We start from the raw sequence: 23,304 nt of genomic DNA, 5'->3' as shown, positions 1-23,304 counted from the left end.
TAAAAATATGACGTTAAGTATAGATCAAAATAGTTGCGTAAAATGTGGAAAATGCGTGAAGGTTTGTCCGGCGGCGATTTTTACACAGGTGAAGGTGGGGGAAGTAGTAGGTATCGAGCACGAGGAGATGTGCATCGGGTGCGGGCATTGCGCAGCGGCTTGTCCGACGGGAGCGGTGAGGCATAGTGATTTCCCGGCGGAGAAGGTGCACCCGATTGATTACACGCTGTTGCCAACGCCGGAGCAGATGATGCTTTTGTGCAAGGTACGGCGGTCAAACCGGACGATGACGAAGACTCCCGTGCCGGCAGAGATGCTGGATATGATCGTGGAGGCGGCGCATCGGGCTCCCACGGCGACGAATGCGCAGAGCGTGGCGTTCACGCTGGTAACCGACCCGAAGCGGGTGAGGGAGGTAAGCGAGTACACGCTCGGGATCTTTAACGGGGTATTGAAGAAATTGAAGAACCCGGTGTTAAAACCTTTATTGAAGCCTTTGCTGAAAGGGGTTTACAGGTACGTGCCCGTTTTTGAACGGTTGGTTCGGGAAGACCAAGCGGGTAATGATCCGATATTGCGCCATGCCACGGCATTGTTGCTGATTCACTCGCCGAAGTCGAACCGTTTCGGGTGTGAGGATTGCAATCTTGCCTACCAGAATGCCTCGTTAGTGGCGGAGAGCCTGGGGGTGAGCCAAGTGTACATGGGATTCGTGATGTCCGCTATTAAGCAGGATAAAAAAAGGGGACTGGCGAAGTCTTTCGGTATCGACGGGCATATCCATGCGATTATGGCTCTGGGGATGCCGGCTTTCCGCTACCCGAATTATATCGACCGGAAGGATATAAAAGTGGCTCGATTGGAATAACTTGTCTTTACCGGTAGACGTATATCGGTTATAAATTAACGAAAATAATGAAAGCTATGGACAAGTTCAATGAATTGATTAATGGCAACAAGCCGGTGCTGGTAGATTTTTTCGCTACCTGGTGTGGACCTTGCAAGATGATGCACCCGATACTCGAGGAGGTAAAGAAACGGTTGGGAGATAAGGTGATTATTCTGAAAGTGGACGTGGATGTCCCGGCTAATCGCCAGCTGGTGTACTTGTATCATGTTCAATCGGTGCCGACGCTGATGTTGTTTAAGGAGGGGCGGATGTTGTGGAATAATAGCGGGGTGGTGCAGGCGGCGCAGTTGCAGCAGATTATAGAACAGTATGTCTGACATTTAAATCGTTGTGTATGAAATATGTGATAGTCGGTGGCGTGGCGGGAGGAGCCTCTACGGCAGCCCGTTTGCGTAGGCTGGATGAAAATGCTGAAATAATCCTTTTCGAGAGAGGTGAGTATATCTCTTATGCGAATTGTGGATTACCTTACTATATTGGAGATGTGATTTACGAGCGACAAAAGCTGTTCGTGCAGACGCCGGAGAGTTTTGCCGCTCGTTTTAATATCGAAGCCCGGGTATGTTCGGAAGTTGAGGGAATTGAACCGAGAAGAAAAGTGGTTCGGGTGCATGATTTGCGTTCCGGGAAGCGTTATGAAGAAACGTACGATAAGTTGGTACTGTCGCCGGGAGCGGAACCTGTGCGTCCGCCTTTGCCTGGGATTGATACGGAAGGGATATTCACGCTTCGCAACGTGAGCGATACCGACCGGGTGAAAGGGTACGTGGACGAGCGTGACGTGAAGCGGGCAGTCATTGTCGGAGCCGGGTTTATCGGTTTGGAGATGGCGGAAAACTTGTACGAGTACGGTATAGAGGTTACGATCGTGGAGATGGCAGATCAAGTGATGACTCCCGTGGATTTCGAGATTGCGGCAGTGGTACACCAACACCTGAGAGCGAAAGGCGTGGGACTTTATTTGCAGGAGGCGGTGACGGCTTTCCGGCAGACGGAGGACGGTATCGAGGTGGAACTGCGAAGCGGGTTGGTGATGCAGACAGATATGGTGTTGCTCTCTATCGGTGTGCGCCCGGATGCCCGTTTGGCAAAAGCGGCAGGGTTGGAGATCGGGGAAACGGGCGGTATCTGGGTGAACGAGTATTTGCAGACTTCCGATGCGGATATATATGCCGTGGGGGATGCTATCGAGTTCCCGAATCCCGTGAGCGGTCGCCCGGCGTTGGCATTTCTGGCTGGTCCCGCTAATAAGCAGGGGCGGATATGTGCCGATAATATCGTTTACGGTAATCAACGAAAATATAAAGGTTCGATCAATACGGCTATTGCCAAGGTGTTTGATTTGACGGTCGGCTCCGTGGGATTGTCGGCGAAGATGCTCGACCGATTGCGGATGCCTTACCGGGAAGCCATTATTCATGGGGCTTCACATGCGGGGTATTATCCGGGAGCGATTATGATGGATATTAAGATCAACTTTTCCCCGGGGGATGGAAAATTGCTGGGAGCGCAGGCGGTAGCCTCGGATGGGGCGGACAAACGCTTGGAGATGATGTCCGCGGTGATCCGGGAAGGTGGTTCGGTGTATGACTTGATGGAATTGGAACAGGCATATGCGCCTCCTTATTCTTCGGCGAAAGACCCGGTGAATATGGCGGGTTTCGTGGCTGATAATATGTTGAGCGGCAAGGTGAAGATGATCGGCTGGCGGGAATTGCAGGCAATGGATAGCGGGAAAGTCATGCTGGTAGATGTCCGGATGCCGGCAGAATTTGCAGAAGGAACGATACCGGGAGCGGTGAATATTCCGTTGGATGGTTCCCGAGGTGAATACAAGAATCTACCGAAGGATAAGACTATCGTGGTCTTTTGCGCCATTGGTTTGCGGGGATACATTGTTGCACGGGTATTGATGCAACTCGGTTACGAAGTGATGAACCTGAACGGGGGATACCGGACGTATGCCACGGTCACTGCGAGTGCTCCCGTGAATCCTCACGAGGTGCCTTGTTCGGGTCCGGTAGGTAAAAAGTAAAACAGATTGTGAAACAATTAGATGCCTTCATTCGCTATAAAAGAAAACTAAACTAACGAATGAAGGCATGAAGCGATTTGCAATTTTGATTTTGACCGTCATCATGGGAATAGCGTATAGCTGTTGTAGCGATGATGATGATAAGGAAACAGTTATTCCGGCAGGGAATAAAAGTATTGATTTGACCCTTACCAGTCGGTAGGGACGGTAATTAACGATGAGCTTACCGATTACGTGCAATCTTTGAATTTATTGACTTTACCGGGTGTTGGGAATGAAACGGGAATTACCACACTCTTCCGGATTTTCTCCATCCTTTTTTGTAGTAGTTCTCGCTCAAGTGACTGACGATAACGCCTTTGGACGTGCTGGCATGGACGAAGTACCCGTTCTTGAGGAATATGCCCACGTGGGTTAATCCTCTTCTTTTTTTCTTGGAGAAATTGAAAAACACGAGGTCTCCGGATTTTACCCGGCGTTTCCCGATGCGTTGGCAGTCTTTACTGTATATGTTCGCTACTGTCCGTTGCAATGATTTGTGATACACGTTCTTGTACACGGAACCCACGAACCCCGAGCAGTCGGCACCCGTGCGGTTGGTTCCCCCGTAACGATAGGGCGCCCCGAGCCAGAGGCTAACTTCTTCGAATAAGGGGAGATTGTCCCGTTTGTTCACTGTGAAGCCTAATTTGCGGGATAATTGTTCGGTTTTACTTTTCTGGACGGCAAGCCGTTGTGTCGAACTACAAGAAGATAATGCCAATGCCAGTAAAAGAATGCTCCAGTATAGTATGTTTCTCATGTGATTTATGTGCTTATTTGGCAAAGATAATTAATTTGTTTGAGGTTTTTCTTATTTTTGCACGGATGAATTATTTGGCACATATATTTCTTTCAGGAGATAACCGGAAGGTACAAATAGGAAACTTCGTGGGGGATGCAGTGAAAGGGCGAGCCTACGAGAAGTATCCGATTGATTTCCGGAGAGGGATATTATTGCACCGGGCGATCGACGATTACACGGATCACCATCCGTTGGTGCGTGAGGCGATCGAGTTGTCGCGAGGGGAGTTCGGGCGATATGCGGGAGTGATGACGGATATTTACTTCGACTACTTTTTGGCGACGGGGTTCAAGCGCTACACGGGAAAGTCCTTATGGCGGTTTACCTTGGGATTCTACGTGGCTTTAGTGAGAAACTACCGTTATTTGCCGGAGCGTTTTAAGGGGTTCCTGTGGCATTTTATTCTCACGAACCGTTTGGTGAAGTATGCTTCATTGTCGGGCATCCGGCGTTCGTTGGAAATTATGGTGGAGTATAAACATTTGGGCGTGGAGCCGGATAGGGCGATCGAGTTTCTGGTAGCGAACCGGATGCAGTTGCAGGGTATATTCGAGCGGTTCTTGCCGGATGTGCGGGAGATGTGTCATGCGAAGTTGAACGAAGACTTGATTATTAACTAAATATAAAAAGAGGAGTATGGAAGAATTATTTACTAGTCCGTCCAATGTTTCTATGGACGTATTTTTGAGCAAGATGGTTGATTTGGGGATTGCCGTCGGCTCTAAAATCTTGTTTGCATTACTTGTTTTGATCGTGGGACGTTGGATTGTTCGACGCTTGAACAAGTTGTTGAACCGGATTTTGATAAAACGGGAGGTCGAGGCTTCTTTGACTACTTTTGTGAGGAGTTTGGTGAGCATCACGCTGAACCTGTTGTTGATTATCGTGATTATCGGGATACTGGGGATTGAAACCAGTTCGTTTATCGCTCTCTTTGCATCTGCCGGTGTTGCCGTCGGTATGGCATTGAGCGGTACGCTTCAGAATTTTGCCGGGGGAGTGATGATTTTGTTGTTCAAGCCTTTCCGGGTAGGTGATTTTATTGAGGCGCAGGGACAAAGCGGTACGGTAAGAGAGATTCAGATATTCAATACGATCCTTACAACGGCTGATAATAAGGTGATTATCATCCCTAATGGAGGTTTGTCCACGGGGTTGATGAAGAACTATTCCAAGGAAGCTACCCGCCGGGTGGATTGGGAATTCGGCATCGCTTACGGGGATGATTACACGAAGGCAAAAGAGGTGCTTAGCCGTTTGCTGGATGCGGAAACCCGTGTGCTGAAAGATCCGGCTTATTTTATTGCTTTGACGTCTTTGGGTGAGAGTTCCGTCAATATCGTAGTTCGTGCTTGGGTGAACGCTCCCGATTATTGGGGTGTTTATTTTGACATGAACGAGAAGGTGTACAAGACTTTCGCAGAGGAAAAGCTGAATATTCCTTTCCCGCAGCTGGACGTACACTTGCACCAATAAGAATTGAAAATGGAGAATTGAAAATGAACTTTTCATTCCCGAACTACCCCTTCTGGCTCCCCCCTTACACAGGGGGAGTTAGAGGGGGTAGTTCTTTAAGGAAATCCATTTTCAATTTCTTTGATCTGGAACAGATATTGATTACCTTGCGACTCGAAAAGAATTTAGTAAACCTTATAAATTTTATAAACTTTACGAACTCATTGTCATGCAATTACTCTGGTTAGATTTGAATTCATCGTACGCTCATTCCTCTTTGGCTCTCCCGGCTATCCATGCCCAAGCGGAAGAAGATGAGGGGCGTGTAACATGGGGAAAGGTGTCGGTGACGATTAATTCGAACGTGGGAAGTGTGGTGGCGGAGATCGTGGAGAGAAAGCCGGATGTGTTGGCTGCCACGGCGTGGTTGTTCACTCACGAGGTGTTGTTGAAGATTACTTCCCGTGTAAAAGCGTTATTGCCGGAATGCACGATTATATTCGGGGGACCGGAAATGCTGGGCGATAATGAGGCGTATTTGCGGCGCCATCGTTTTGTGAGTTGCGTTTTCCGTGGAGAAGGGGAGATTGGTTTTCACGAGTGGTTGCGAGTATATGATAGCCCGGAGGCTTGGCATTCTATCACCGGGCTTTGTTGGTTGGACGAACGGGAGGAATATCATGACGGGGGGCTGGCAAGGGTTATGGAGTTCGACCGTTTGCGGATACCAGAAGCGAGTTGTTTTTTCGATTGGTCGAAGCCTTTCGTGCAGTTGGAAACCACACGAGGATGTTTCAATACTTGTGCGTTTTGCGTGAGCGGTGAGGAGAAACCCGTGCGGGTACTTTCCGTGGAGCGGATTCGGGAACGGTTAATTACGATTCGGGAACATGGTATTCGGGATATTCGTTTGCTAGACCGTACTTTTAACGGGAGTTCGGAGCGAGCTATCCGTTTGCTGCAATTGTTCCGGGAGTTTGTTCATGATATGCGTTTCCATTTGGAGATACACCCCGCTTTGCTTTCCGGGGAAGTGAAAGCGTTGTTGCGGGAATTACCTGCCGGATTGTTGCATCTGGAAGCGGGGATTCAGAGTTTGCGGGAGGATGTGTTACAGGCTTGTCGGCGGATAGGCAGCTTGCAGGCGGCATTGGACGGATTGCGTTATTTGGCGGGATTGCCGAACTTGATCGTGCACGCTGATCTGATAGCGGGATTGCCTCTCTACACGTTGGAGCAGATGATCGCCGATGTGCGGGTGCTGGCTTCTTTCGGCACGGGGGAAATCCAGTTGGAATTGTTGAAACTATTGCCCGGAACGGTGATGCGGGAACGGGCAGGACAGTTGGGGATCGTGTATTCGCCGGACGTGCCTTACGAGGTATTGCGTACCCGGGAGATGGGCGTGGAGGATTTGCGGCAGGCTCGCTTGTTGTCCCGCTTGATTGACGGCTTTTATAACGCCGGCGCATGGCAGCGAGTCGTGCGGTGTCTGATCGTGCATGACGAGCGTTTCTTGCCGGATTTCTTGGCATGGTTGGAGGAATTGGAGGTGTTGGAACAGCCTCTGAGTCTGGAAAAGCGGGGGACTTTGCTATATGAGTTTTGCGAGAGCCGCTATCCGGCATATCTGACGGATATTTCCGTGGCGTGGATCGTGGCGGGCATTCCTTTTGCCAAAGAACCCAGTCGGCGGCTGAAACCCTGGAACGACGGCGTTCCGACGGGAATCACCGTGTTGGCGGGTGAGTACACGGATATTATGCGGATGTATTATCTACCGGATGGCGTGAAGGAATACTGGTTCGGTTTTGACCGGGGACGGTCTGCTTCGAAACCTTTGTTCGTTTGTTGCAAAGAAGTTTAGTTATTGAATAATCCAATTATTTATGATTTCCTTGCCATGAGTCGTGATGATCGACTCGGGGTGGTATTGTACCCCGTGGAGGGGGAGGCTTTCGTGATAGAAGGACATGATATTGCCGTCTTCGTCGAGTGCGCTTACTTTCAGGAAGGGAGGTAAGGTATGCGGGGCGATAACCCACGAGTGGTAACGTCCTACCTTTACGGGGGAGGTAATACCTTGATAGAGAATATCCGAGGGGTCGACAATCGTTAGAGAGCTCGGGTGCCCGTGTTTCGGGTAGTTCAGTTGTTGCAGGCGTGCACCGAAACATTCGGCTATTGCTTGATGCCCGAGGCATACGCCGAGAATAGAGTGTGTGGTCTTGCATCGGTCGATGAGGGCGAGCAGGGCGCCGGCTTCCGACGGGATGCCCGGACCGGGGGAGAGCAGCAACTTTTCGTATTGTCCTAGAACAGAAAAGTCTATGCGGTCATTATAAACAATATCGAATTGACAATGCTTGTTTTCACGTAGAATCTGAACCAGATTGTAGACAAACGAATCGTGATTGTCGATGACTAAAATACGTTTCATTAGGATAATCTTATAAACTTTATGAACTCTTTCCGGGTGCGAAAGTAGGAATTCGGGGTGAAATAAACTACCTTTGGCAGGACAGTTTTTCGGGAGAAGTGCGTAATTCCCGGGGGTACACATGTTTGTAACTTGTAAGCTGTCATTTGTAACTGTGTAATTATGGTAAAAAGAAAAAATTGGTTCTCCTTGTTCTTCACGAACTATTTGGGAGTATTGAATGATAATTTTCTGAAGACCTTAGCGTGTTTTATTTGCATCGCTTGGGTTGGCAAGGAGAATGAGTCTATGGTCGTTACGCTGGCATCGGCAGCATTGGTGATCCCTTATCTGTTATTTTCCCCGTTGGCGGGGCGTTTGGCGAAGGTCTACCCGAAGCGGAAGATCGTGGTCTGGGCGAAGTTCGCCGAGATGTTGATTATGCTCGTGGCGGCGGCTGGTTTCCTGACTCATTCGACGTCGCTCGTGTTGGGCTCTATTCTGCTCATGGGATTGCAGAGCGCATTGTTTTCGCCCTCCAAGTACGGCTTGATACGGGATATCGGGGGAGAGGAAGGTATATCTTTCGGTTCGGGAGCGATGGAAATGTTTGCTTTCGTGGGTATCCTCACGGGTACTTTGATGGCGGCTTTCTTGTCGGAGAGCGTGGATATTCCGGTTCTGTGCGTGATTCTTTTCGGGGTTGCCCTTTTCGGGTGGCTGGCGAGTCTGACGATTCGGGCGAACGAGAGCGAGCCGATGAAAGAGAGTCACGAAACTTTGAATCCCGTGAAGTTCGTGAAGGATATGTTCCTGCGGGCGAAGGCTTTCAAGGGACTGAACCTTATCGTGGTGGGGCTTGCCACGTTTTGGTTTATCGGTGCCATGATACAGATGGTGCTTATCGTGTATTGTCGTTCCGACTTGGGAATGAGCGATTCGGAAACGGGTATCGTGATGTCATTGGCGGCTATCGGCATCGGTTCGGGTTGTTATCTTGCGGGAGTGTTGTCCCGGCATGACGTGGAGTTGGGGTTGGTGCCGTGTGGAGGTATCACCACGGGATTGGTGCTCTTGACAATTTTTATTTTTGATGCCGGCGGGGTATTCTTTGCCATACTGGTATTCCTTGCAGCCTTTTTCAGTGGTATGTTCAAGGTGCCGTTGGATGCGTGGATTCAAGCAAACGTGAAGGGACGGGAGTTGGGAGATATGTTGGCTTACTCGAACTTGATCACGTTCCTGTTTATGCTTTTTGCCTCGGGATGTTTCGGGGTGATCGGGATGTTTTTTGATTCCAGAATTGTATTTATATTTCTTGCGGTGCTCACGTTCGCGATTACTGCTATCCTGTTTACCCGGGTGGCAGAGGTGCGGGAGCGGTTCCGCAATTTAAGGATAGTAAGATTTTTCTATGGTAGCAAGGTATAAAAGAGTATTAGCGGCTTTTTACCGGGGGGTGTTGAGTGTTCGTTATCGGGTTCATCTGAAAGGCGAAGAATTGCTGAAAGAACCGCGGACTACGCTGTTTTTGCCGAACCATCAGGCTTCGGTAGACCCGCAGATCGTGTGTTCCCAATTGTTGCGATACACGGATGTATCCCCGCTGGTGACGGAAGGGTATTTTAAGATTCCTATCGTGGCACAGATACTCCATTTGATGGGTGCCGTGCAGGTTCCTGATCTTGAAAAGAGCCGCCGGGGCGTGGAAGTTGTCGCGGGATTGAGTAAGGTCGTGGTGGATGCCTTAGCGTCGGGGAGGAATGTGTTGATTTACCCGGCAGGACAATTGACTAACGGGGGACTCGAACGTGTCGGCAATAAACAGGGTACTTGGCAAGTGTGCCGCCAGTTGCCGGACGGGGTACGTGTCGTGGGGGTGCGGATTCAAGGTTTGTGGGGTAGTATGTGGTCTAGGGCGAAGACGGGGAAATCACCTGATTTCCTGTGGACTTACCTGAAGGGTATCTTTTACGTGTTAGCGAATTTGATTTTTTTTGTGCCTCGCCGGGACGTAACTATTACTTTTGAAGATATCACGGAAGAGGCTATACGTTACGCGGCAGAGGGACGGCAACCTTTTAACCGTTTCTTGGAGAGTTTTTACAATGTCGAGGGTGAAGAAAAAGAGTGTTGCCTTAAGCACTTCTTTTACAATTGAAAATTGAAAATGGAGAATTGAAAATGAAAAACGACCCCTTCCGGCTCCTCCCGTGTAAGGGGGAGTTAGAGGGGATAGTAGAAAATCATAAATCATAAATTAGGAATTAGGAATGACGGCGAACGAGGTAAGAGAACGAATGAACCAATGGGGTGGTCGACGGGAACCTTTCCTGTTTGGAGTGGATTTTGAGTTGACTGGGGGCTTTTTTATACCTTCTCCTTTGCAACAGCAGGACGTCCTTTTTGAGGTAGGGGGTGTGACGAATGCGCCCCGAATAGATTTTCCGGCAGGAAAGGTGTTTATACCGCATCCCGTTTCCGGTAAAGAGTATGAGGGAAAATTCAATACAGTAAGGCGGGGACTGATGAGGGGCGATTCGTTCTTGCTAAACCTGACTGTGGCTACCGCCCTTGAAACGGATTGGACGCTGGAGGGGATATTCCACCGGGCACGTTCGCTTTATCGTTTACTGTTGCCGGGGAAATTTGTCTGTTTCTCTCCCGAGATATTCGTGCGGATAGACAAAGGGGTGATTTCATCGTACCCGATGAAAGGCACTATCGATGCCCGGGTGCCGGATGCCGAACGGGTGATCTTGGAGGATTACAAGGAACGTGCCGAGCATTACACGATAGTCGATCTGATCCGGAACGATTTGAACCGGGTAGCCGAGAACGTGCGGGTTCCCCGTTTCCGTTATATCGATCGCTTGCATACAAGCAATGGCGAGGTGTTGCAAGTGAGTTCCGAGGTGGCGGGGGACTTGAAGGGGGATTATTTTTCCCGGTTGGGGGATATTGTCTTCGAGTTATTGCCTGCCGGTTCTATTTCCGGTGCGCCGAAACCCTCTACACTGGATATTATTGCCCGTGCGGAAGGGGAAACGAGAGGTTATTACACAGGGGTATTCGGTTATTTTGATGGCGAGAAATTCGATTCGGCAGTGATGATCCGATTTGTCGAATGGCGTGACGGTCAGTTCTATTTCCGTAGTGGCGGGGGGATCACGATTAATAGCGATTGCCGGGCAGAGTACGAGGAAGTATTGAAAAAGGTGTATTTACCGTTTACAGGATGTTAGAATTGAAATACGAGATAAAATGGAGCGTCGTTTTGTAGAAACAATCAAGGTATGTGACGGTCAGTTTTGCCATCCGGCTTATCACGAACGGAGGGCACGGGCAACGGCGCTTGCCGTTTTCGGTTGTTCTTTGGATTGGGATTTGTCCGGGTGGGCAATACCGGACGAGTTACTCCGGGGATTGGTCAAATGCCGGGTGGTGTACGATACGATGGTGAGGGAAGTGACTTTCACCCCGTATGTATTCCGACAGATCGCTTCCCTGCGGTTAGTCGAGGGGGAGGGGATAGATTATGCTTTTAAATCCACTGATCGTTCTGGGCTCGAACGTTTGCTTGCGCTGCGGGAGGGATGTGACGACGTGCTTATCGTGCGGCGGGGGATGATTACCGATACATCCTTCTCGAATGTCGTGCTGGAAGATGCCACGGGTTTGTACACGCCCGACACCTTCTTGCTTGACGGAACTTGTCGCCGCCGCCTGATTGACGAGGGGGACGTGCAGGTGCGCTCTATTCCGGTTACAGAACTTTCCCGCTACGATCGGTTGTATTTGGTCAACGCGATGATCGGACTAGAGGATAACGTGTCGCTCCCGACGGATGCCGTGAGATATTGATCATTTATTCCGGATTTTCCTGGTAATATACTCGTTTACTGTTTTTGAACGTCAATTCCATCTTGTCGTAATTGACGAATGCTTCACTGCGGAAATTCGTGAGCGGGTTGCTGGCGAATTGAATATAATCTTCTTTTAGCAGATACCAAGTCCCGTTGGCTTCTCTCGACGTGTTAGCTGCGATGTCTAGAATACTGAACTTGTAGGTATAATCGGGGTAAAGCGTGAACGTGAACCGTTCGGACGGTTTGATATTATTGGGTATGTAAGTGAAGTAACTTCCCGTCAGCAGGCGTGAGGGCAGACACGTGGCTTCTGGGTTGAGGCTGACCATGCGGGTGATTACCAGCTTGGGCGACGGGGTTTGTTCCGCCTCGTCACCGGGCACGAGGTAACCGTAGAACCGGGCGTAAACGGGAGTCCCCTCCGGCAAGTGTAACGCCGTGTATTCTTTCTCTACCTTGTAGGAGGTTTCCCCGAAGGCGATGACGAGCGATTCGCTCGTGGCACAATCTTTTAGTGTGGCTTTTTTGCCCTGGAGCACGTATTCTCCCGCGAAGTAATAGTCGGAGGCGGGGATAGGCATGGCACTCAACACGGTGTCCGCGGACGTCGAGGGGTGGCGTGATTCTTTGGTTTTTGTGTTATTTTTGCATCCGCAGAGGATGAAGATAATAGATACTAATAATAGAGCGTGTACTTTCATGGCATTTCCTTGTTTAAAGAATGAAACGGAAAAAAAGCCTGAAAGGTTTGTCGCGCTTAAACTAATTTCATTTTTTCCAGTAGTATCGAGGCATTCATGTTTTGGCTGATGCCGGGTTTAAGTTTATAGTCATACACGATGTCGTCGTCCGTGTGGGTGATCTCGAAACAACGGTTAAAATAATGATCCGGTTGCACGTCGGCAAGGGCTCCGAGTTCGAGGTCATGGGTGGCAACGAGCCCGGCGATGGGAAGCGTGAGCAATTTTTGAAGGAAGCGGCGGGAACCGTTGAGCTTGTCGCGGGAGTTTGTTCCTTTCAATATCTCGTCGAGGATGATAAATGTCTTTTCTTCCCCTTCAGCCATCGTGACAAGTTGTTGCAGGCGGAGCAATTCGGCGTGGAAATAGGATGTCCCCTTGGCGAGGTTATCCACTGTCCGCATACTCGTGAATATGCCCATGGGTTGGAACTCGAACGTGGCGGCACGCACCACTGCACCGCAACAGGCGAGAACGAGGTTTATCCCGACGGCACGCAGGAAGGTACTCTTGCCCGCCATATTCGCTCCCGTGATGATGTAAAATTCGTGAAGGTGATCGATGCCAAAGTCGTTTGTCACGCAGCCGTCGGCGGGGAGTAGGGGATGCCCGATACCGGTGCCTTGCAGAATCACTTCGGTGTTCAGCTTGGGCGTGACAAAATCGGGGTGGTTGTACTTGTAGTTGGCAAGGCTGACGAGGGCGTCGAGCTCTCCCGTGGCATTTACCCACGCGGGGATAGCCTCGGCATATTCCTGTTTCCATGCCACGAGGCGTTTCAGCAGGTGTAACTCCCGCAGGAATAACCCGTTTAGCAGTATTGCCACCAATACATTCGTGCGTTGGTCAAAGCCTTCCTGTATCTTGCGCAGGGAGCGTAGGGCTGTGTCTGCGTTTGACGAGGACGAGAATAATTGCTGCCGGATGGCTTGGAGTTGCTCCGATTGGCTCGGGAATGAGGCGAAATGGTGGATTAACTCGTGCAAGTTACTGAATGAACGGGTAAATTCGTCTAATCGCAAATGTGCCCGGAATGTCCGTTTTGCCGGAATGTAGCAAAACAGAAGCGAGAGACAGGAGAGAGTGAGCGGGATGTTCGAGGGGATGACGGAGAAAATATTCAATAACCACGTGGAAATGGTGATTACCGGGAAGATATAAAGGAAAGGCGTCATCCAGCGGGGCAATGATTCTTGCTCCCGTTGCCACATTTCGATTTGCTCCATGGCAAGACTGGACACGGCTTGACTGTTCCCCGTGGCTCGGAACGCGTGGCACCAGTCCGGGGAGTTGCTTAGTTCGGTCACGGCTTGTTGGCGGGAGGTGATTTCTTCACCGGACTTTAGCGGGTGGAGCAACCAACGGTGTATTTTTTCCCTCCCGTGTGGGGTGATGGTCCGGTTCACTGCTTGAAAGAGCGAGTTGTCGCCGAATAGGTCGAGGTCATGGGCGTAGGGATGTGCTTGGTCTTTATACTCGTTGCCCGGGAAAAGGTGTTGCAATTCTCCCGACAAGTATTCTAGTTCCACCTCCGAACACTTCTTCAATTCGTTCAGAAAGGTTATTTTCTTTAGTAATTTTGTTTCAAATATATTTATTGAGATAAAGATCGCAATGGCGGCGAAAAAAGCACATAGGTAAGCGATTGTACCCGTGGTTGAAAATAGATAGATAAAGAAAGCGGCGGCGAGGAATAGAAGTATTTTTACTAGCGTGATAGCATTGCGTTTCTGTTTGTGATTCTTCAGCAGTGCGGTTACTTCTTCCAGCTTGCCGTAATAATATTGTTCGGGTTGTTGCATGACACTTGTGTTCTGTTTCCCGCGAATATACCTTTAAACGGGGAATTATTAAAATGATGGGAAAATATTTCAATAGAAATCAAGTGATTTCCTGATCTAAATGAGAACCCGGGGTGGTTAGGGTGATGATCCATGGTATAGCCGTTGATCATACAAGTTAATTTCGGTACAACTTCGGAACAACTTCGGTGCAAAGACCTTCGTGAGCGTCTTTGAAACGTCTTTGAATCGAAGGTGAAACGTCTTTGATCCTTATCTTCATCGAAACTACACCGGGATTACCACGTGACTTCCCGCTGTTCAAGAAGAGTGAGGTTTAGAATTCAATTCTTTTTCCTTGGAATTAGTTCCGTTTGTGAATGTCGTGGATTCTGACCCTATACTTGTCTTATGGCTTGGGTGATATAAACTTTTATCCTTTTGGTTTCTGTTCCTTCCCTTGCCGAAACGTATACTGTCCCGTTCCTCACGACTCCTATACCTCTTGCGATCTTCAAGGTAATCAATCCGTCGTCCACGTATATGTAATCCGGATCGTTACGAACGATACCATCTCCGGGAGCCAGTTGTAACCAGGTATGATTGCTATAATCCTCCACGCGGGCGGAAATATAATACCCGTTCTCCATAAACGTGGTGATCGTTGCGGTTCCGGAAGCAACCCGGTCTTTTCGGGTAACAGTTACAATCTTTCTCAGATTTCCAAGGTATATTTCAATCTGCCCTGTCGTGAATCCCGCCGCTACTTTTATTTTCACATCATAAGGAGTTGTGGTTCCAACCGGAATCTTACCGTCCGCTGGGGAAACGATTTCCAAACCACTTGTCAGTGAAGTAATCGTCCGTCTCACGGGGAACGTGCGTCCGCAATCCGTTATAAGAGTAAATGCGGTGTACTCATCTGTCGTGCCCCCGGTGGTATATAGTTCAAAATGAGAGTTTGTTACCCCCAAATAGTAATCATTATTGCTCATAATCTCGTAACCCGAATCATTTTGAACCAAAGTGGTAAATTTCAAGTTGGAATTGGATGCCAGCGATACTTTTGCATCTTCTATCGACGTGAAACCTTGTCCCCCGACGGAGGTAATCGTGAACTCGTATTCTGTGTTCCGCAATATATTCAACACGTTTTGATTGTTGTTGATAAATGCCATTTTATAGAAATAACTCGCTCCCTTGTAAATACCCCGGATGATTAGATAAGAATCATTCGTTTGCGTATTCGATTCGTAAAGATAAAGCGGGGATGATTCCGTACTTTGCTCCGTGGCTGTGATGATTTCTGCGTTCACGATATCCGTACTATACGAGGCATGGCCTCTGTACTCCACTAAATTATTTATCAGTAACGTCCCGGTTAGGTTATGAAATTGTCCCTGTTTGGGAATATTTGTCACCGTTGTAATTCCTTGCAGTATAAAGTCGGGAGCCGTATTTTTCACGATTACTTTTCCGACCACGCGTTTCAGGTTTATCTGTGGAATTGTTATACTGGCATCAATCTTGGAAACACTGACCAGATCACTCATCGGCAATTTCTGTCCGACATACGGTACGGTGTACTGCGGGTTCGTTAAGGGTTCCGAGAGTAAGTTCTTGCAAGCGTAATCCAGATTACGACTACCCAAGGTATTCGCGAAATTGTCAGAAGTATAGGAATACCCGGTGCCTCCCACGTAAAACTGACTCGGCGGATTTGCCAATATCAATAACTGGCATGCACTTGTTTGTACATCCAGGTAAACATAGGTCTTGTTATTCAGAATTTCGGCTTGAACTGCTTCGACAAAACTAGCCGTTCCTCCCGTTCCCGAGAAAACGAGTACCCAGGGTTGTCTGTCCAGGGCGTCTTCGTCCGCCCCGATGCGAGAAACAGGAAGCCCGTAACTCCTGGCTCTCGTGAAAAGTTCAAACCGTACTTTCGTATCCTCTGTATAGGTAGTTTCATTTACCTTCTCGCTACAAGCCGAGAGCAAAGCCAGTAAGGCAAACAGATATGTAATATGTCTTTTTATGTATCTCATTTCAATGTTTAATTATCTCGAAAACAACGGATTAAATTACCTGTTGAAGCCGAAGTTGACACGCTACCCACGAAACTTCCGCGACTTTCCTGTGCCCATGCGTTACGGAAGGAATTCGGGAATAGTGGTGATGCTGAAGAAGTCCAGTAATAACCAGTTTCTCCCGCGTACATCAATCCTCCTCCAGCGGATTCCTTGCGCCCGCCTGCTGGAAAGAACACGGAGGCTCCTGTCGTTGGGTTATAGAATATGCACCCCCGGTAAGCCACCTGCGACGTATTGATACTCACCCCGTAACGATCGGTTCCGTCCGCGATCCGCTGTTTCTTGATCGGGCGACGATCGAAATAGCCGTCCGCGTAGAAGCCATCTTTGGCTTTTATATTTTTTTCCTGTGATTCATCCTCGTTAAATGCCGGCGACGTGGGGTAACGATAAATCTTCCACCCTTCTCGTTCTCCGTATTGAATATCAAGCGTTGCCTCGAACCCGAACAATAATTCCCCTGCGACGGGATTGAGTGCCAACGACTGTCGCCATTCCGAATTCGAGATCTGCGCCGTGTATGTCAGGTCGTTGCTGCCGTTTGCGGCTGTGCCGGAATGATCGGTACGTTCTATTACCGGTGTCGGCCAGAAACGCTTGAAGTTCGGGTAAGGTCCGTTATATGAAATTTGATTCGTGTACCCGTCATTCGGGCGATGATACCCCGGGGGACAAACTTCGGATATTGCCTTATGATTCCATATATACCCGGTTCCCGTGCCATCGTCCCATATCGGTTGAGCCTCCATAGCGTCATCCCAGTCATCCGTGGAAGAATAACCGTTAACGGGTTTCGTGGGATGATATGCCCTGCGCGGGTGCCCTGTCGATGTCCACTGGAAGAATGCCCCGACTTGGGTCGGGTATTCCACGAATACGGCACTCTTTGTCTGTGCCAGGTCATAATAATTATTCTCGCCCTTGTTCTTGTAGGCAGGAGCGGTCAGATTGAAAGGAGATATTTTACCCGCTTTCGTCCGGGTGTTGCCCGCCAGGGGACCAAGCGCAATAATATCCCCGTTGGTCATTAGATAATCGGCAGCTTCGCCCTGTCGTATATAAATACGCGTGGTCGGTTCCCAATAGGCAGCCCACCTGTGGGATAAATGCAGTATCGCGTATCTTGGCTTTCTTAGCCCGTTGTCAACCACGGGATTGGGATTAGCGTTTTTCCATGCGACCCGGAAATAAATCCGACCTCTTCCCGTGATGTAACTTCCGTTTTCATGTGGTTTGAATTGGTTAGGGCGAACCGGATAATTCTCGGCATCACCGGGCGTATCTGTTCCGACGGACGGATCGAAACTGGGGGTTGTACTCAAAACAATATCTCCGTCTCCTTGCTCTATCCACACCTGCCACTCGCCAAGGTCTGTCGTGTTTTCAACCCTCGGTTTTTGTCCCGTGATAATACGTTCCCCTTTTTCTGTATCCTTGAAAAAAGCTCCGACGTAATACCCTGCCCAATGGATACCATCAAAACGATACCCTTCCTGCCGGGTATTCACTTTAATTTCCCGCTGTAATTTTCCTCCTTCATCAGCTTCACCGGACAAGATAATCCGGAATGTTTTATTATGTATTTCGTTATATTCATCCAGCAGGATATCCATGTACCCCGATCCCGTTTTTAATTCGGTATCATATATATAGCTAAAGCGGGAGGTTTCATATTTCACGAATTTTCCGTCGTACACCGGATTACCATATTGTGCAAACCAGGGATTGTTCATCACGGGCATGAATACCAAGTCATTGAATACCTTTTCGGTAAGCATGATGGTATTGCCGCTCACCCCTACATACAAGTCCGGCAAAACATGAACCTTCGGCATATTGGACGAAAAAGTTATTCTCGCACCATTGAAATCGGTAATGCTTACGTTGACCTCGGAAACGTTCAAGTAGTAATTTTCCATCTGCCAATTATGATCCTCTTCCCCCCAGGGTGTTAATGTTACATTAAGTTCCAGGGGAATCTTGATGATCCCTTTTAGAAGAAGGGCAGAATTGAAAGGTAACGTGTAGTTATCTTTTGTCGCACCATTTACGCCGTTTGTTGCGATCTTCAACTTGCAGGAAGGGCTATACCGGTCTTTCATATCCACGGTTAAGTCAAAGGCTTTATCTACATTGTCTACCGGCGTGAAATTGTTGAAAGGCAGAATAAAACGGGTGATATGTCGTACCCATACAATTCCCCGGGCCTGTTGTTCAACACTCGGTGTCGCACTTGAAAAATGATCGGCATCATCTGCTAAAGTATATTTACGAGTTTTAGTTCTACCGAAAGCCCCATTGTCGTCAGACATTAATTTGATACCGTCAGGAACGTTGCTGATAGTAATTCCGGTGAAGTAATTCGTCAAGTCTTCCTCCGCTTCCAACATGATATCCACCCGTGATGCGAGCCTGTCGAGTTTTAATCGAAGTGGATTTTGTACCAATCCTCCGTTTACCTTTGCTCTCCCTTTGCCGGGAAGAACTTCAACATTCTTTATCTCTTGGAACATGGGGATCGGTGTGTCCGCACGGAAAGCCGACTCGGGATACGTGACTCCTTCAAGGTCTGAATATTGACCTATGGTGTTCAGCACGTTTTGGATATTCAACGATGTTGGCTCGTTAGCCAAGAACACGAAATCATAAATACCTTCATTTATAGGATGTTCTATGATTTCGTTCAACATTGCGTTGTATAATACGTTGCTCACGCATTTCCCGTTTGCGCGAAATGCAAATATTCTAAGTGTTTTGATTTCGTTATCCAGCAGATCGGTCGATCCTAACGAGTTAGCTCTCTGCACAAGTATATATGCCGCCTCCTCGTCGGTTTCTTCCGACGTCAAGCGTTCCTCTATACAAGAAACAAGCAAGCATAACATACCAGTGAAAAGAATATATATGTATTTAATCATTTTCCCAAATAAGCGTTTTTACATCTCAAATAAATCACTTTATAGCCTGATTTTTAATAATGTAAAAATATAATTTGTCCTACAAGTATTGGTGCTCTTTGGGGAGTATTTATAGTTCGGTGTATTTCTGATAGAGTAAATATGAATAAATATGTGTTCGAATTTCGATGTTTTGTAGATAATTTTTTTTTTATATGCGAAATTCGAAACAAATCTGCAACCAGATACTGGTTTTAGAAAACCCGATTATGCTTTTTATAGGGATGATTTTGACGCATAAAATAGTGTATAGCTGGGAATCTGTCGGTTTAATTTTCGGTTTAAACATCTTGTCAAAAAAGCCGGTTCTTGTTTGTAAAAACGAAGAGAGTTACTTTCGTAACTCTCTCATTTCCTGTGGTGCCACCAGGAATCGAACCATCTTAATAACTGATTGCTAACCAATGTATTAGAATAACGTCTTTAGAATTACCCATGAATGGTCATATTTTTGTTTGCATCGTTTTGCATCAACAGGTTCAAAGAACCTCATGATAAAAATACGGAATTTCATCTAAAGTCTTTCTATATGGAGCGTTGTTTGTTAGTGGGGTAGCAGTAATTAACAATTATGAAAAAGGAATGAAGGGAAGGGTTTAGTAATTCAATCTTGGGATATAGTTTTCTTGTAAAAGGATAAGTATATCAGATTCTTTATATAGCGTTTTACCAAAAAGCGATATATAAGAAACTTGTCGAGAATCCCTGTATTCTTGAAGAGTTCTTTTGGTGATGTTCAAATGTTTGCATATCTCGTTACCCGAGTAAAACCTTTCCCCGTTCAAATTTGGCTTGTGGTTAGAAACGTGGGTCTTGAATAAGGTTGATAATAACTCTAACGAGCCGATAATGTCTTCACAGTCTTCTTTTGTTATTAATTCCATGTTTATTATTTATTGAATAATTCCCGTGTGTTTACTGAAGAAATTCCTTTTTCCACTATAAGTTTTTGAATGTCTTCAATCTTGTAGTATATCTTTCTACCGATGGTAGAAAAAACCCAAGACTCCCCGCTGTCGGTAATTCTGGAGAGTGCGTGATAAGATTCCCAGTAATTTGCAGAGTTCTGAATTTTCAATCCAGTTATCTCGTTTGGTATCATTTTCCCATTGCTTTATGTCTTGGGTTAATTCATTAATTTTCTCAAGTAGCGAGTCGAATCCTTCTTTTTCAATCGCGATGTATTCCATGTTCGTTTCTTTTTCAAAGAATAGGAAGAAGGGGCGAGTAACGGTAAATTTGGTGATTATTTTTGACGTGTTTCATGTAAAAACAAGACCCGCTTTCTATGGCGGGCCCTGTAGGTTGTTGTTATCCACGAATTCTTTCGAGGGTTTAAAAGCCGGGATCTTGTGTGCCGGGATAATTATAGTCGTGTTCTTGGATATATTACGGGCGGTTTTTTGTGCCCTTTCCTTGATGATGAACGAGCCAAACCCTCTCAGATAGATATTCTCTCCTTCTGTCATTTTAGATTTAAGCGTTTCCATTAGATTGGACACGATAACTTCAACCTCTTTTCTTGAAATACCGCTTTTTACCGCGATTCTATTAACTATGTCTGCTTTTGTCATGATATTGATGTTTCGTAAATTAATAATTATCACGTGGCTATTCACGTGGAAGTTGCAGAAATAATGATTTCCTCTCTCTTGTCATAGTATAACTTGTGAGAGATATAACGACAAGGTGTTTTTAATATATAATAACTAATATTATAAATATCTATTTGGTAAATATCTTGATTCTAGATAGGTTTATCTTTGTGTGTAGAATTTAATACTAATACGAAGAAATAATTTAAGAAAATATTAAGGAAAATCGATACAATTATGGTACAATTTCTTGATTTTTTTTGTTATATATTTGTAGAAGTATTAGAATTAGAGGATAGGATTAATTTATAACGTTAGATTTAGTCTTAATAAATCTCTTGTAATATGCCAAAATTAAAAATGTAAGTTTATGAAAAAGATCGAATTTATTTATTTTAAAGACATAATATTTAGAGTTGTGGTATTAACAGCAGTAATTGCATTGATATGGGGGTGTCAGAAAGAAGAGACGGAGGTAGAGATTGTAAACAAGACTGTAGAAAATTTTTTGCGTATAGATGAAAAATTATACGATGAATTATATAATAATCCTGCTTTTGTATCTGTAACACAGGAATATGTTTTTTCACGAGATAAGATGATAGATAGCCAAGGAAAAGATTTGCATGAATGGCAAAATGCAGTAGCTAGAATAGATTCTTTAGCAATATCTTTTGAGTGTTGGAATTTATTAGCGTATTGTCTAAAATTTGAAAAAGAGAGGGAGGTATTAAGTCGAGCAGTACATAACTGGGGGGAATGTGGAATGTACGTCGGTGATGTGTGTAATACATTCGAAAATTGGAAAAAAGGGTGGCAAGATTATGAAAGTATAGAACGTGGTGTAATATTTAATATATCAGCAAGTAACAGAAGTCGATTTAGGGGAGAAATGTTGACTTATTTAAATTCAACAGGACATGGAGGAACAGGATATTATTATAGAAGGTTTGTTGCAGATACCCCATCTGATACGCCATTCTTTTATTATAATGGAAACATACTAAATGAGCGATTGGATAATATTGTTCGTATTTATGGTCCCACGAATGTTTGTAGTGAAATATATTATATGGGAAGATATTTTTATGATTTTGTCGCAATTTGTAATTGGGTTGATGGGGCATTTACACCAATAAATCCAAATCCTGATCCCGGAAATAGCCCTGGAGGAGAGAATAATAGTGAGGCTCTTTCTCAATTGGTAGAGGCGATGGGGGAATGGCAAGGATCATCACATGCGTTTATTTTATTACAGGCAATTCAAAGTTTGGATTTGCCTTCGGATCTTATGATTGTACTTGAAAATGCAAGTAAATGGTGTGATAATTTATTGATAGGGAATCAATCTTCAGAAAAAGCTGTTTTTCATGCAATGAGAACTAGCCAGGAACAATCAGTTGTAAAGGCCCAAGAGAATTTTGAAATACATTTAAAACAATATTTGGATTCGAGTATTGAGTTAGGAGATAATTGGGATATGGGTATTGTTGTACATGGGATTACTGATAGTTTTTGTCCTAGTCATAGTGGTTTTCAGTATTTTGATTGGGGGAGCGTTTCTGCAATAGCCGAACATGTAAAATGGGATTCATGGGTAAGATCTCCAGAACGAACAATGAAAACAATAGAGGTTGTAAAACATATTATGGAAATTGCCTACGGGAATGATAATTACTCAGAGCAAGGAGGAAAAGCGGAAGTAATACTACGGTATTGGAAAGTGGAATACAGTAATTTATAACGTATTGTAATGAAGTGTATTAGGATGAAAAAAAATTGGCTGATAGTTTTGTCTTGTGTTTTATTATTAGCTTGTATGATCGTATGGAATCGAACAATGACGAGTGCTTGGTATGCAGAGAAGAACGTGTTAACCTTAGAAGAGGAAAACCCAACATCATGGGTATTTGATGAATCATTCCAAATAGTAAAAGAAGCTATATGGTCATGTTTAGGAATGAATAAATACAGGGGATTTGCCGTGTCTGGGTTTGGATATGATTTCGATAAAAATGCAAGAGAAGAAAACTATTATAAAACCCCGTATTTTCGTGTTTGGAACATAAATAAAGTTCCATCATATGTTTATAGGAAAGACAATAAAGGTTTGCCCGTAAAAATAGAAATAGCGATTTATTTGGATTTTTTAGAGCAGGGTAAGACAAGGGTACTAGTGGATGTATTACGTTATGAAGTACAGACGGGGCATGGGATTAGAATTGATAGTCATCCATTTCCTTTTCCATATAGGGGAGAAATCAATAAATTGTTATCACCTTCTACTATTGAACCTTATGAGATATTGTATAAAATTGGAAAAGAGCTTGAGCTTTCTGAAAAAATGCCAAAGATAAAATATCCGGCAAAGTTGACTCCAAAAGAAATAGAAGATACGTATTACAATTATAATACAAATAATAAAATAAATTGGGATTCTTGGGATGGCGATTATTATTAATGCATTTTCCTAAATCTAGAAATTTCACGTTTAGTATAAACGTGAAGATCTTTATCGGAAAAACAGTCTTCCAAAAGAAGACTGTTTTGTTAAAATAGTTATGTATTTGGGATGATAGAGTCGTCTTATGTTAGTATAGATAAAT

22 protein-coding genes are annotated in these 23,304 nt (G+C 45.8%); 13 read left to right on the top strand and 9 right to left on the bottom strand.

Going from position 1 to position 23,304, the window contains the following annotated elements; genetic code table 11:
* Positions 1-7 precede the first annotated feature (7 nt).
* The 4 genes from BN8899_RS18080 (at position 8) to BN8899_RS21300 (ending at position 3,147) form a co-directional block, all read left to right on the top strand.
* Complete coding sequence (locus tag BN8899_RS18080; RefSeq protein WP_065220422.1) at positions 8-868, top strand: nitroreductase family protein; 861 nt, start codon at positions 8-10, stop codon at positions 866-868.
* Positions 869-924: 56 nt separating this feature from the next.
* Entirely contained in the window at positions 925-1,227 is a 303-nt protein-coding gene (gene trxA, locus BN8899_RS18075; RefSeq protein WP_065220803.1) for a thioredoxin, read from the top strand.
* 17 nt (positions 1,228-1,244) lie between these two features.
* Positions 1,245-2,945, top strand: coding sequence for an FAD-dependent oxidoreductase (locus BN8899_RS18070; protein ID WP_065220421.1), 1,701 nt, complete (start codon positions 1,245-1,247; stop codon positions 2,943-2,945).
* 67 nt (positions 2,946-3,012) lie between these two features.
* Entirely contained in the window at positions 3,013-3,147 is a 135-nt protein-coding gene (locus tag BN8899_RS21300) for a hypothetical protein (RefSeq protein ID WP_018336123.1), read from the top strand.
* Between the two features lie 84 nt (positions 3,148-3,231).
* On the opposite strand, the gene BN8899_RS18065 is transcribed toward BN8899_RS21300, so the two are convergent.
* Positions 3,232-3,747 (bottom strand): C40 family peptidase, encoded by a 516-nt coding sequence (locus BN8899_RS18065; protein WP_065220420.1) that lies wholly within the window; start codon positions 3,745-3,747, stop codon positions 3,232-3,234.
* 65 nt (positions 3,748-3,812) lie between these two features.
* Here BN8899_RS18065 and BN8899_RS18060 point away from each other — a divergent pair, with 65 nt between their 5' ends.
* From BN8899_RS18060 to BN8899_RS18050, 3 genes are all read left to right on the top strand, one after another.
* Positions 3,813-4,409 carry an acyl carrier protein phosphodiesterase gene (locus tag BN8899_RS18060; protein WP_065220802.1) on the top strand — a complete coding sequence of 199 codons (597 nt, stop codon included), beginning with the start codon at positions 3,813-3,815 and terminating at the stop codon, positions 4,407-4,409.
* 16 nt (positions 4,410-4,425) lie between these two features.
* Positions 4,426-5,265, top strand: a complete 840-nt coding sequence (locus tag BN8899_RS18055; protein WP_018336126.1) for a mechanosensitive ion channel family protein — start codon at positions 4,426-4,428, stop codon at positions 5,263-5,265.
* A 208-nt stretch (positions 5,266-5,473) separates the two neighbouring features.
* The gene (locus BN8899_RS18050; protein WP_065220419.1) at positions 5,474-7,111 is read left to right on the top strand and encodes a B12-binding domain-containing radical SAM protein; all 1,638 of its coding nucleotides are present in this window, start codon (positions 5,474-5,476) and stop codon (positions 7,109-7,111) included.
* Here the strand turns inward: BN8899_RS18050 and BN8899_RS18045 are convergent, their stop codons facing one another.
* Positions 7,112-7,684, bottom strand: coding sequence for an anthranilate synthase component II (locus BN8899_RS18045; protein WP_065220801.1), 573 nt, complete (start codon positions 7,682-7,684; stop codon positions 7,112-7,114).
* Positions 7,685-7,846: 162 nt separating this feature from the next.
* Between BN8899_RS18045 and BN8899_RS18040 the strand changes: the two genes are divergently transcribed.
* The 4 genes from BN8899_RS18040 (at position 7,847) to BN8899_RS18025 (ending at position 11,527) form a co-directional block, all read left to right on the top strand.
* Positions 7,847-9,094, top strand: coding sequence for an MFS transporter (locus BN8899_RS18040; protein ID WP_026207194.1), 1,248 nt, complete (start codon positions 7,847-7,849; stop codon positions 9,092-9,094).
* Entirely contained in the window at positions 9,078-9,824 is a 747-nt protein-coding gene (locus BN8899_RS18035; RefSeq protein WP_065220418.1) for a lysophospholipid acyltransferase family protein, read from the top strand. Before BN8899_RS18040 ends, BN8899_RS18035 begins: the two co-directional genes overlap by 17 nt.
* Before the next feature lie 112 nt (positions 9,825-9,936).
* On the top strand, positions 9,937-10,908 hold the full coding sequence (locus tag BN8899_RS18030) for an aminodeoxychorismate synthase component I (RefSeq protein ID WP_065220417.1): 972 nt from the start codon (positions 9,937-9,939) through the stop codon (positions 10,906-10,908).
* 19 nt (positions 10,909-10,927) lie between these two features.
* Complete coding sequence (locus BN8899_RS18025; RefSeq protein WP_065220416.1) at positions 10,928-11,527, top strand: aminotransferase class IV; 600 nt, start codon at positions 10,928-10,930, stop codon at positions 11,525-11,527.
* A 4-nt stretch (positions 11,528-11,531) separates the two neighbouring features.
* On the opposite strand, the gene BN8899_RS18020 is transcribed toward BN8899_RS18025, so the two are convergent.
* From BN8899_RS18020 to BN8899_RS17990, 7 genes are all read right to left on the bottom strand, one after another.
* Complete coding sequence (locus tag BN8899_RS18020; RefSeq protein WP_065220415.1) at positions 11,532-12,233, bottom strand: hypothetical protein; 702 nt, start codon at positions 12,231-12,233, stop codon at positions 11,532-11,534.
* A 56-nt stretch (positions 12,234-12,289) separates the two neighbouring features.
* Complete coding sequence (locus BN8899_RS18015; protein ID WP_065220414.1) at positions 12,290-14,074, bottom strand: MutS-related protein; 1,785 nt, start codon at positions 14,072-14,074, stop codon at positions 12,290-12,292.
* 377 nt (positions 14,075-14,451) lie between these two features.
* Positions 14,452-16,101 carry a hypothetical protein gene (locus BN8899_RS18010; protein WP_065220413.1) on the bottom strand — a complete coding sequence of 550 codons (1,650 nt, stop codon included), beginning with the start codon at positions 16,099-16,101 and terminating at the stop codon, positions 14,452-14,454.
* A gap of 8 nt (positions 16,102-16,109) precedes the next feature.
* Positions 16,110-19,064: a FimB/Mfa2 family fimbrial subunit gene (locus BN8899_RS18005; RefSeq protein ID WP_065220412.1), complete on the bottom strand. Its 2,955-nt coding sequence runs from the start codon at positions 19,062-19,064 to the stop codon at positions 16,110-16,112.
* Between the two features lie 635 nt (positions 19,065-19,699).
* A complete protein-coding gene (locus tag BN8899_RS21390; protein WP_065220411.1) occupies positions 19,700-19,987 on the bottom strand; it encodes a helix-turn-helix domain-containing protein in 288 nt (95 codons plus the stop codon).
* Between the two features lie 96 nt (positions 19,988-20,083).
* Positions 20,084-20,293: a hypothetical protein gene (locus tag BN8899_RS17995; RefSeq protein WP_082987120.1), complete on the bottom strand. Its 210-nt coding sequence runs from the start codon at positions 20,291-20,293 to the stop codon at positions 20,084-20,086.
* 96 nt (positions 20,294-20,389) lie between these two features.
* Complete coding sequence (locus BN8899_RS17990; protein ID WP_065220410.1) at positions 20,390-20,677, bottom strand: HU family DNA-binding protein; 288 nt, start codon at positions 20,675-20,677, stop codon at positions 20,390-20,392.
* Positions 20,678-21,068: 391 nt separating this feature from the next.
* Between BN8899_RS17990 and BN8899_RS17985 the strand changes: the two genes are divergently transcribed.
* A complete protein-coding gene (locus BN8899_RS17985) occupies positions 21,069-22,442 on the top strand; it encodes a hypothetical protein (protein ID WP_065220409.1) in 1,374 nt (457 codons plus the stop codon).
* A gap of 75 nt (positions 22,443-22,517) precedes the next feature.
* Complete coding sequence (locus BN8899_RS17980) at positions 22,518-23,159, top strand: hypothetical protein (RefSeq protein WP_148375521.1); 642 nt, start codon at positions 22,518-22,520, stop codon at positions 23,157-23,159.
* Positions 23,160-23,304: the final 145 nt, after the last annotated feature.

Source organism: Butyricimonas sp. Marseille-P2440, from assembly GCF_900091675.1.
GTDB classification, from domain to species: Bacteria; Bacteroidota; Bacteroidia; order Bacteroidales; family Marinifilaceae; genus Butyricimonas; species Butyricimonas synergistica.
This window is presented reverse-complemented; position numbering and strand designations above follow the sequence as displayed.

Coding starts and splice junctions, on each gene's coding strand:
- BN8899_RS18015 (WP_065220414.1), bottom strand. CDS start 14,074: ATGCAACAACCCGAACAATATTATTACGGCAAGCTGGAAGAAGTAACC.
- BN8899_RS18060 (WP_065220802.1), top strand. CDS start 3,813: ATGAATTATTTGGCACATATATTTCTTTCAGGAGATAACCGGAAGGTA.
- BN8899_RS18010 (WP_065220413.1), bottom strand. CDS start 16,101: ATGAGATACATAAAAAGACATATTACATATCTGTTTGCCTTACTGGCT.
- BN8899_RS18080 (WP_065220422.1), top strand. CDS start 8: ATGACGTTAAGTATAGATCAAAATAGTTGCGTAAAATGTGGAAAATGC.
- BN8899_RS18025 (WP_065220416.1), top strand. CDS start 10,928: ATGGAGCGTCGTTTTGTAGAAACAATCAAGGTATGTGACGGTCAGTTT.
- BN8899_RS18045 (WP_065220801.1), bottom strand. CDS start 7,684: ATGAAACGTATTTTAGTCATCGACAATCACGATTCGTTTGTCTACAAT.
- BN8899_RS18035 (WP_065220418.1), top strand. CDS start 9,078: ATGGTAGCAAGGTATAAAAGAGTATTAGCGGCTTTTTACCGGGGGGTG.
- BN8899_RS17985 (WP_065220409.1), top strand. CDS start 21,069: ATGAAAAAGATCGAATTTATTTATTTTAAAGACATAATATTTAGAGTT.
- BN8899_RS17995 (WP_082987120.1), bottom strand. CDS start 20,293: ATGGAATACATCGCGATTGAAAAAGAAGGATTCGACTCGCTACTTGAG.
- BN8899_RS18005 (WP_065220412.1), bottom strand. CDS start 19,064: ATGATTAAATACATATATATTCTTTTCACTGGTATGTTATGCTTGCTT.
- BN8899_RS18040 (WP_026207194.1), top strand. CDS start 7,847: ATGGTAAAAAGAAAAAATTGGTTCTCCTTGTTCTTCACGAACTATTTG.
- BN8899_RS21390 (WP_065220411.1), bottom strand. CDS start 19,987: ATGGAATTAATAACAAAAGAAGACTGTGAAGACATTATCGGCTCGTTA.
- BN8899_RS18065 (WP_065220420.1), bottom strand. CDS start 3,747: ATGAGAAACATACTATACTGGAGCATTCTTTTACTGGCATTGGCATTA.
- BN8899_RS18050 (WP_065220419.1), top strand. CDS start 5,474: ATGCAATTACTCTGGTTAGATTTGAATTCATCGTACGCTCATTCCTCT.
- BN8899_RS18030 (WP_065220417.1), top strand. CDS start 9,937: ATGACGGCGAACGAGGTAAGAGAACGAATGAACCAATGGGGTGGTCGA.
- BN8899_RS21300 (WP_018336123.1), top strand. CDS start 3,013: ATGAAGCGATTTGCAATTTTGATTTTGACCGTCATCATGGGAATAGCG.
- trxA (WP_065220803.1), top strand. CDS start 925: ATGGACAAGTTCAATGAATTGATTAATGGCAACAAGCCGGTGCTGGTA.
- BN8899_RS18070 (WP_065220421.1), top strand. CDS start 1,245: ATGAAATATGTGATAGTCGGTGGCGTGGCGGGAGGAGCCTCTACGGCA.
- BN8899_RS17990 (WP_065220410.1), bottom strand. CDS start 20,677: ATGACAAAAGCAGACATAGTTAATAGAATCGCGGTAAAAAGCGGTATT.
- BN8899_RS18020 (WP_065220415.1), bottom strand. CDS start 12,233: ATGAAAGTACACGCTCTATTATTAGTATCTATTATCTTCATCCTCTGC.
- BN8899_RS18055 (WP_018336126.1), top strand. CDS start 4,426: ATGGAAGAATTATTTACTAGTCCGTCCAATGTTTCTATGGACGTATTT.
- BN8899_RS17980 (WP_148375521.1), top strand. CDS start 22,518: ATGATCGTATGGAATCGAACAATGACGAGTGCTTGGTATGCAGAGAAG.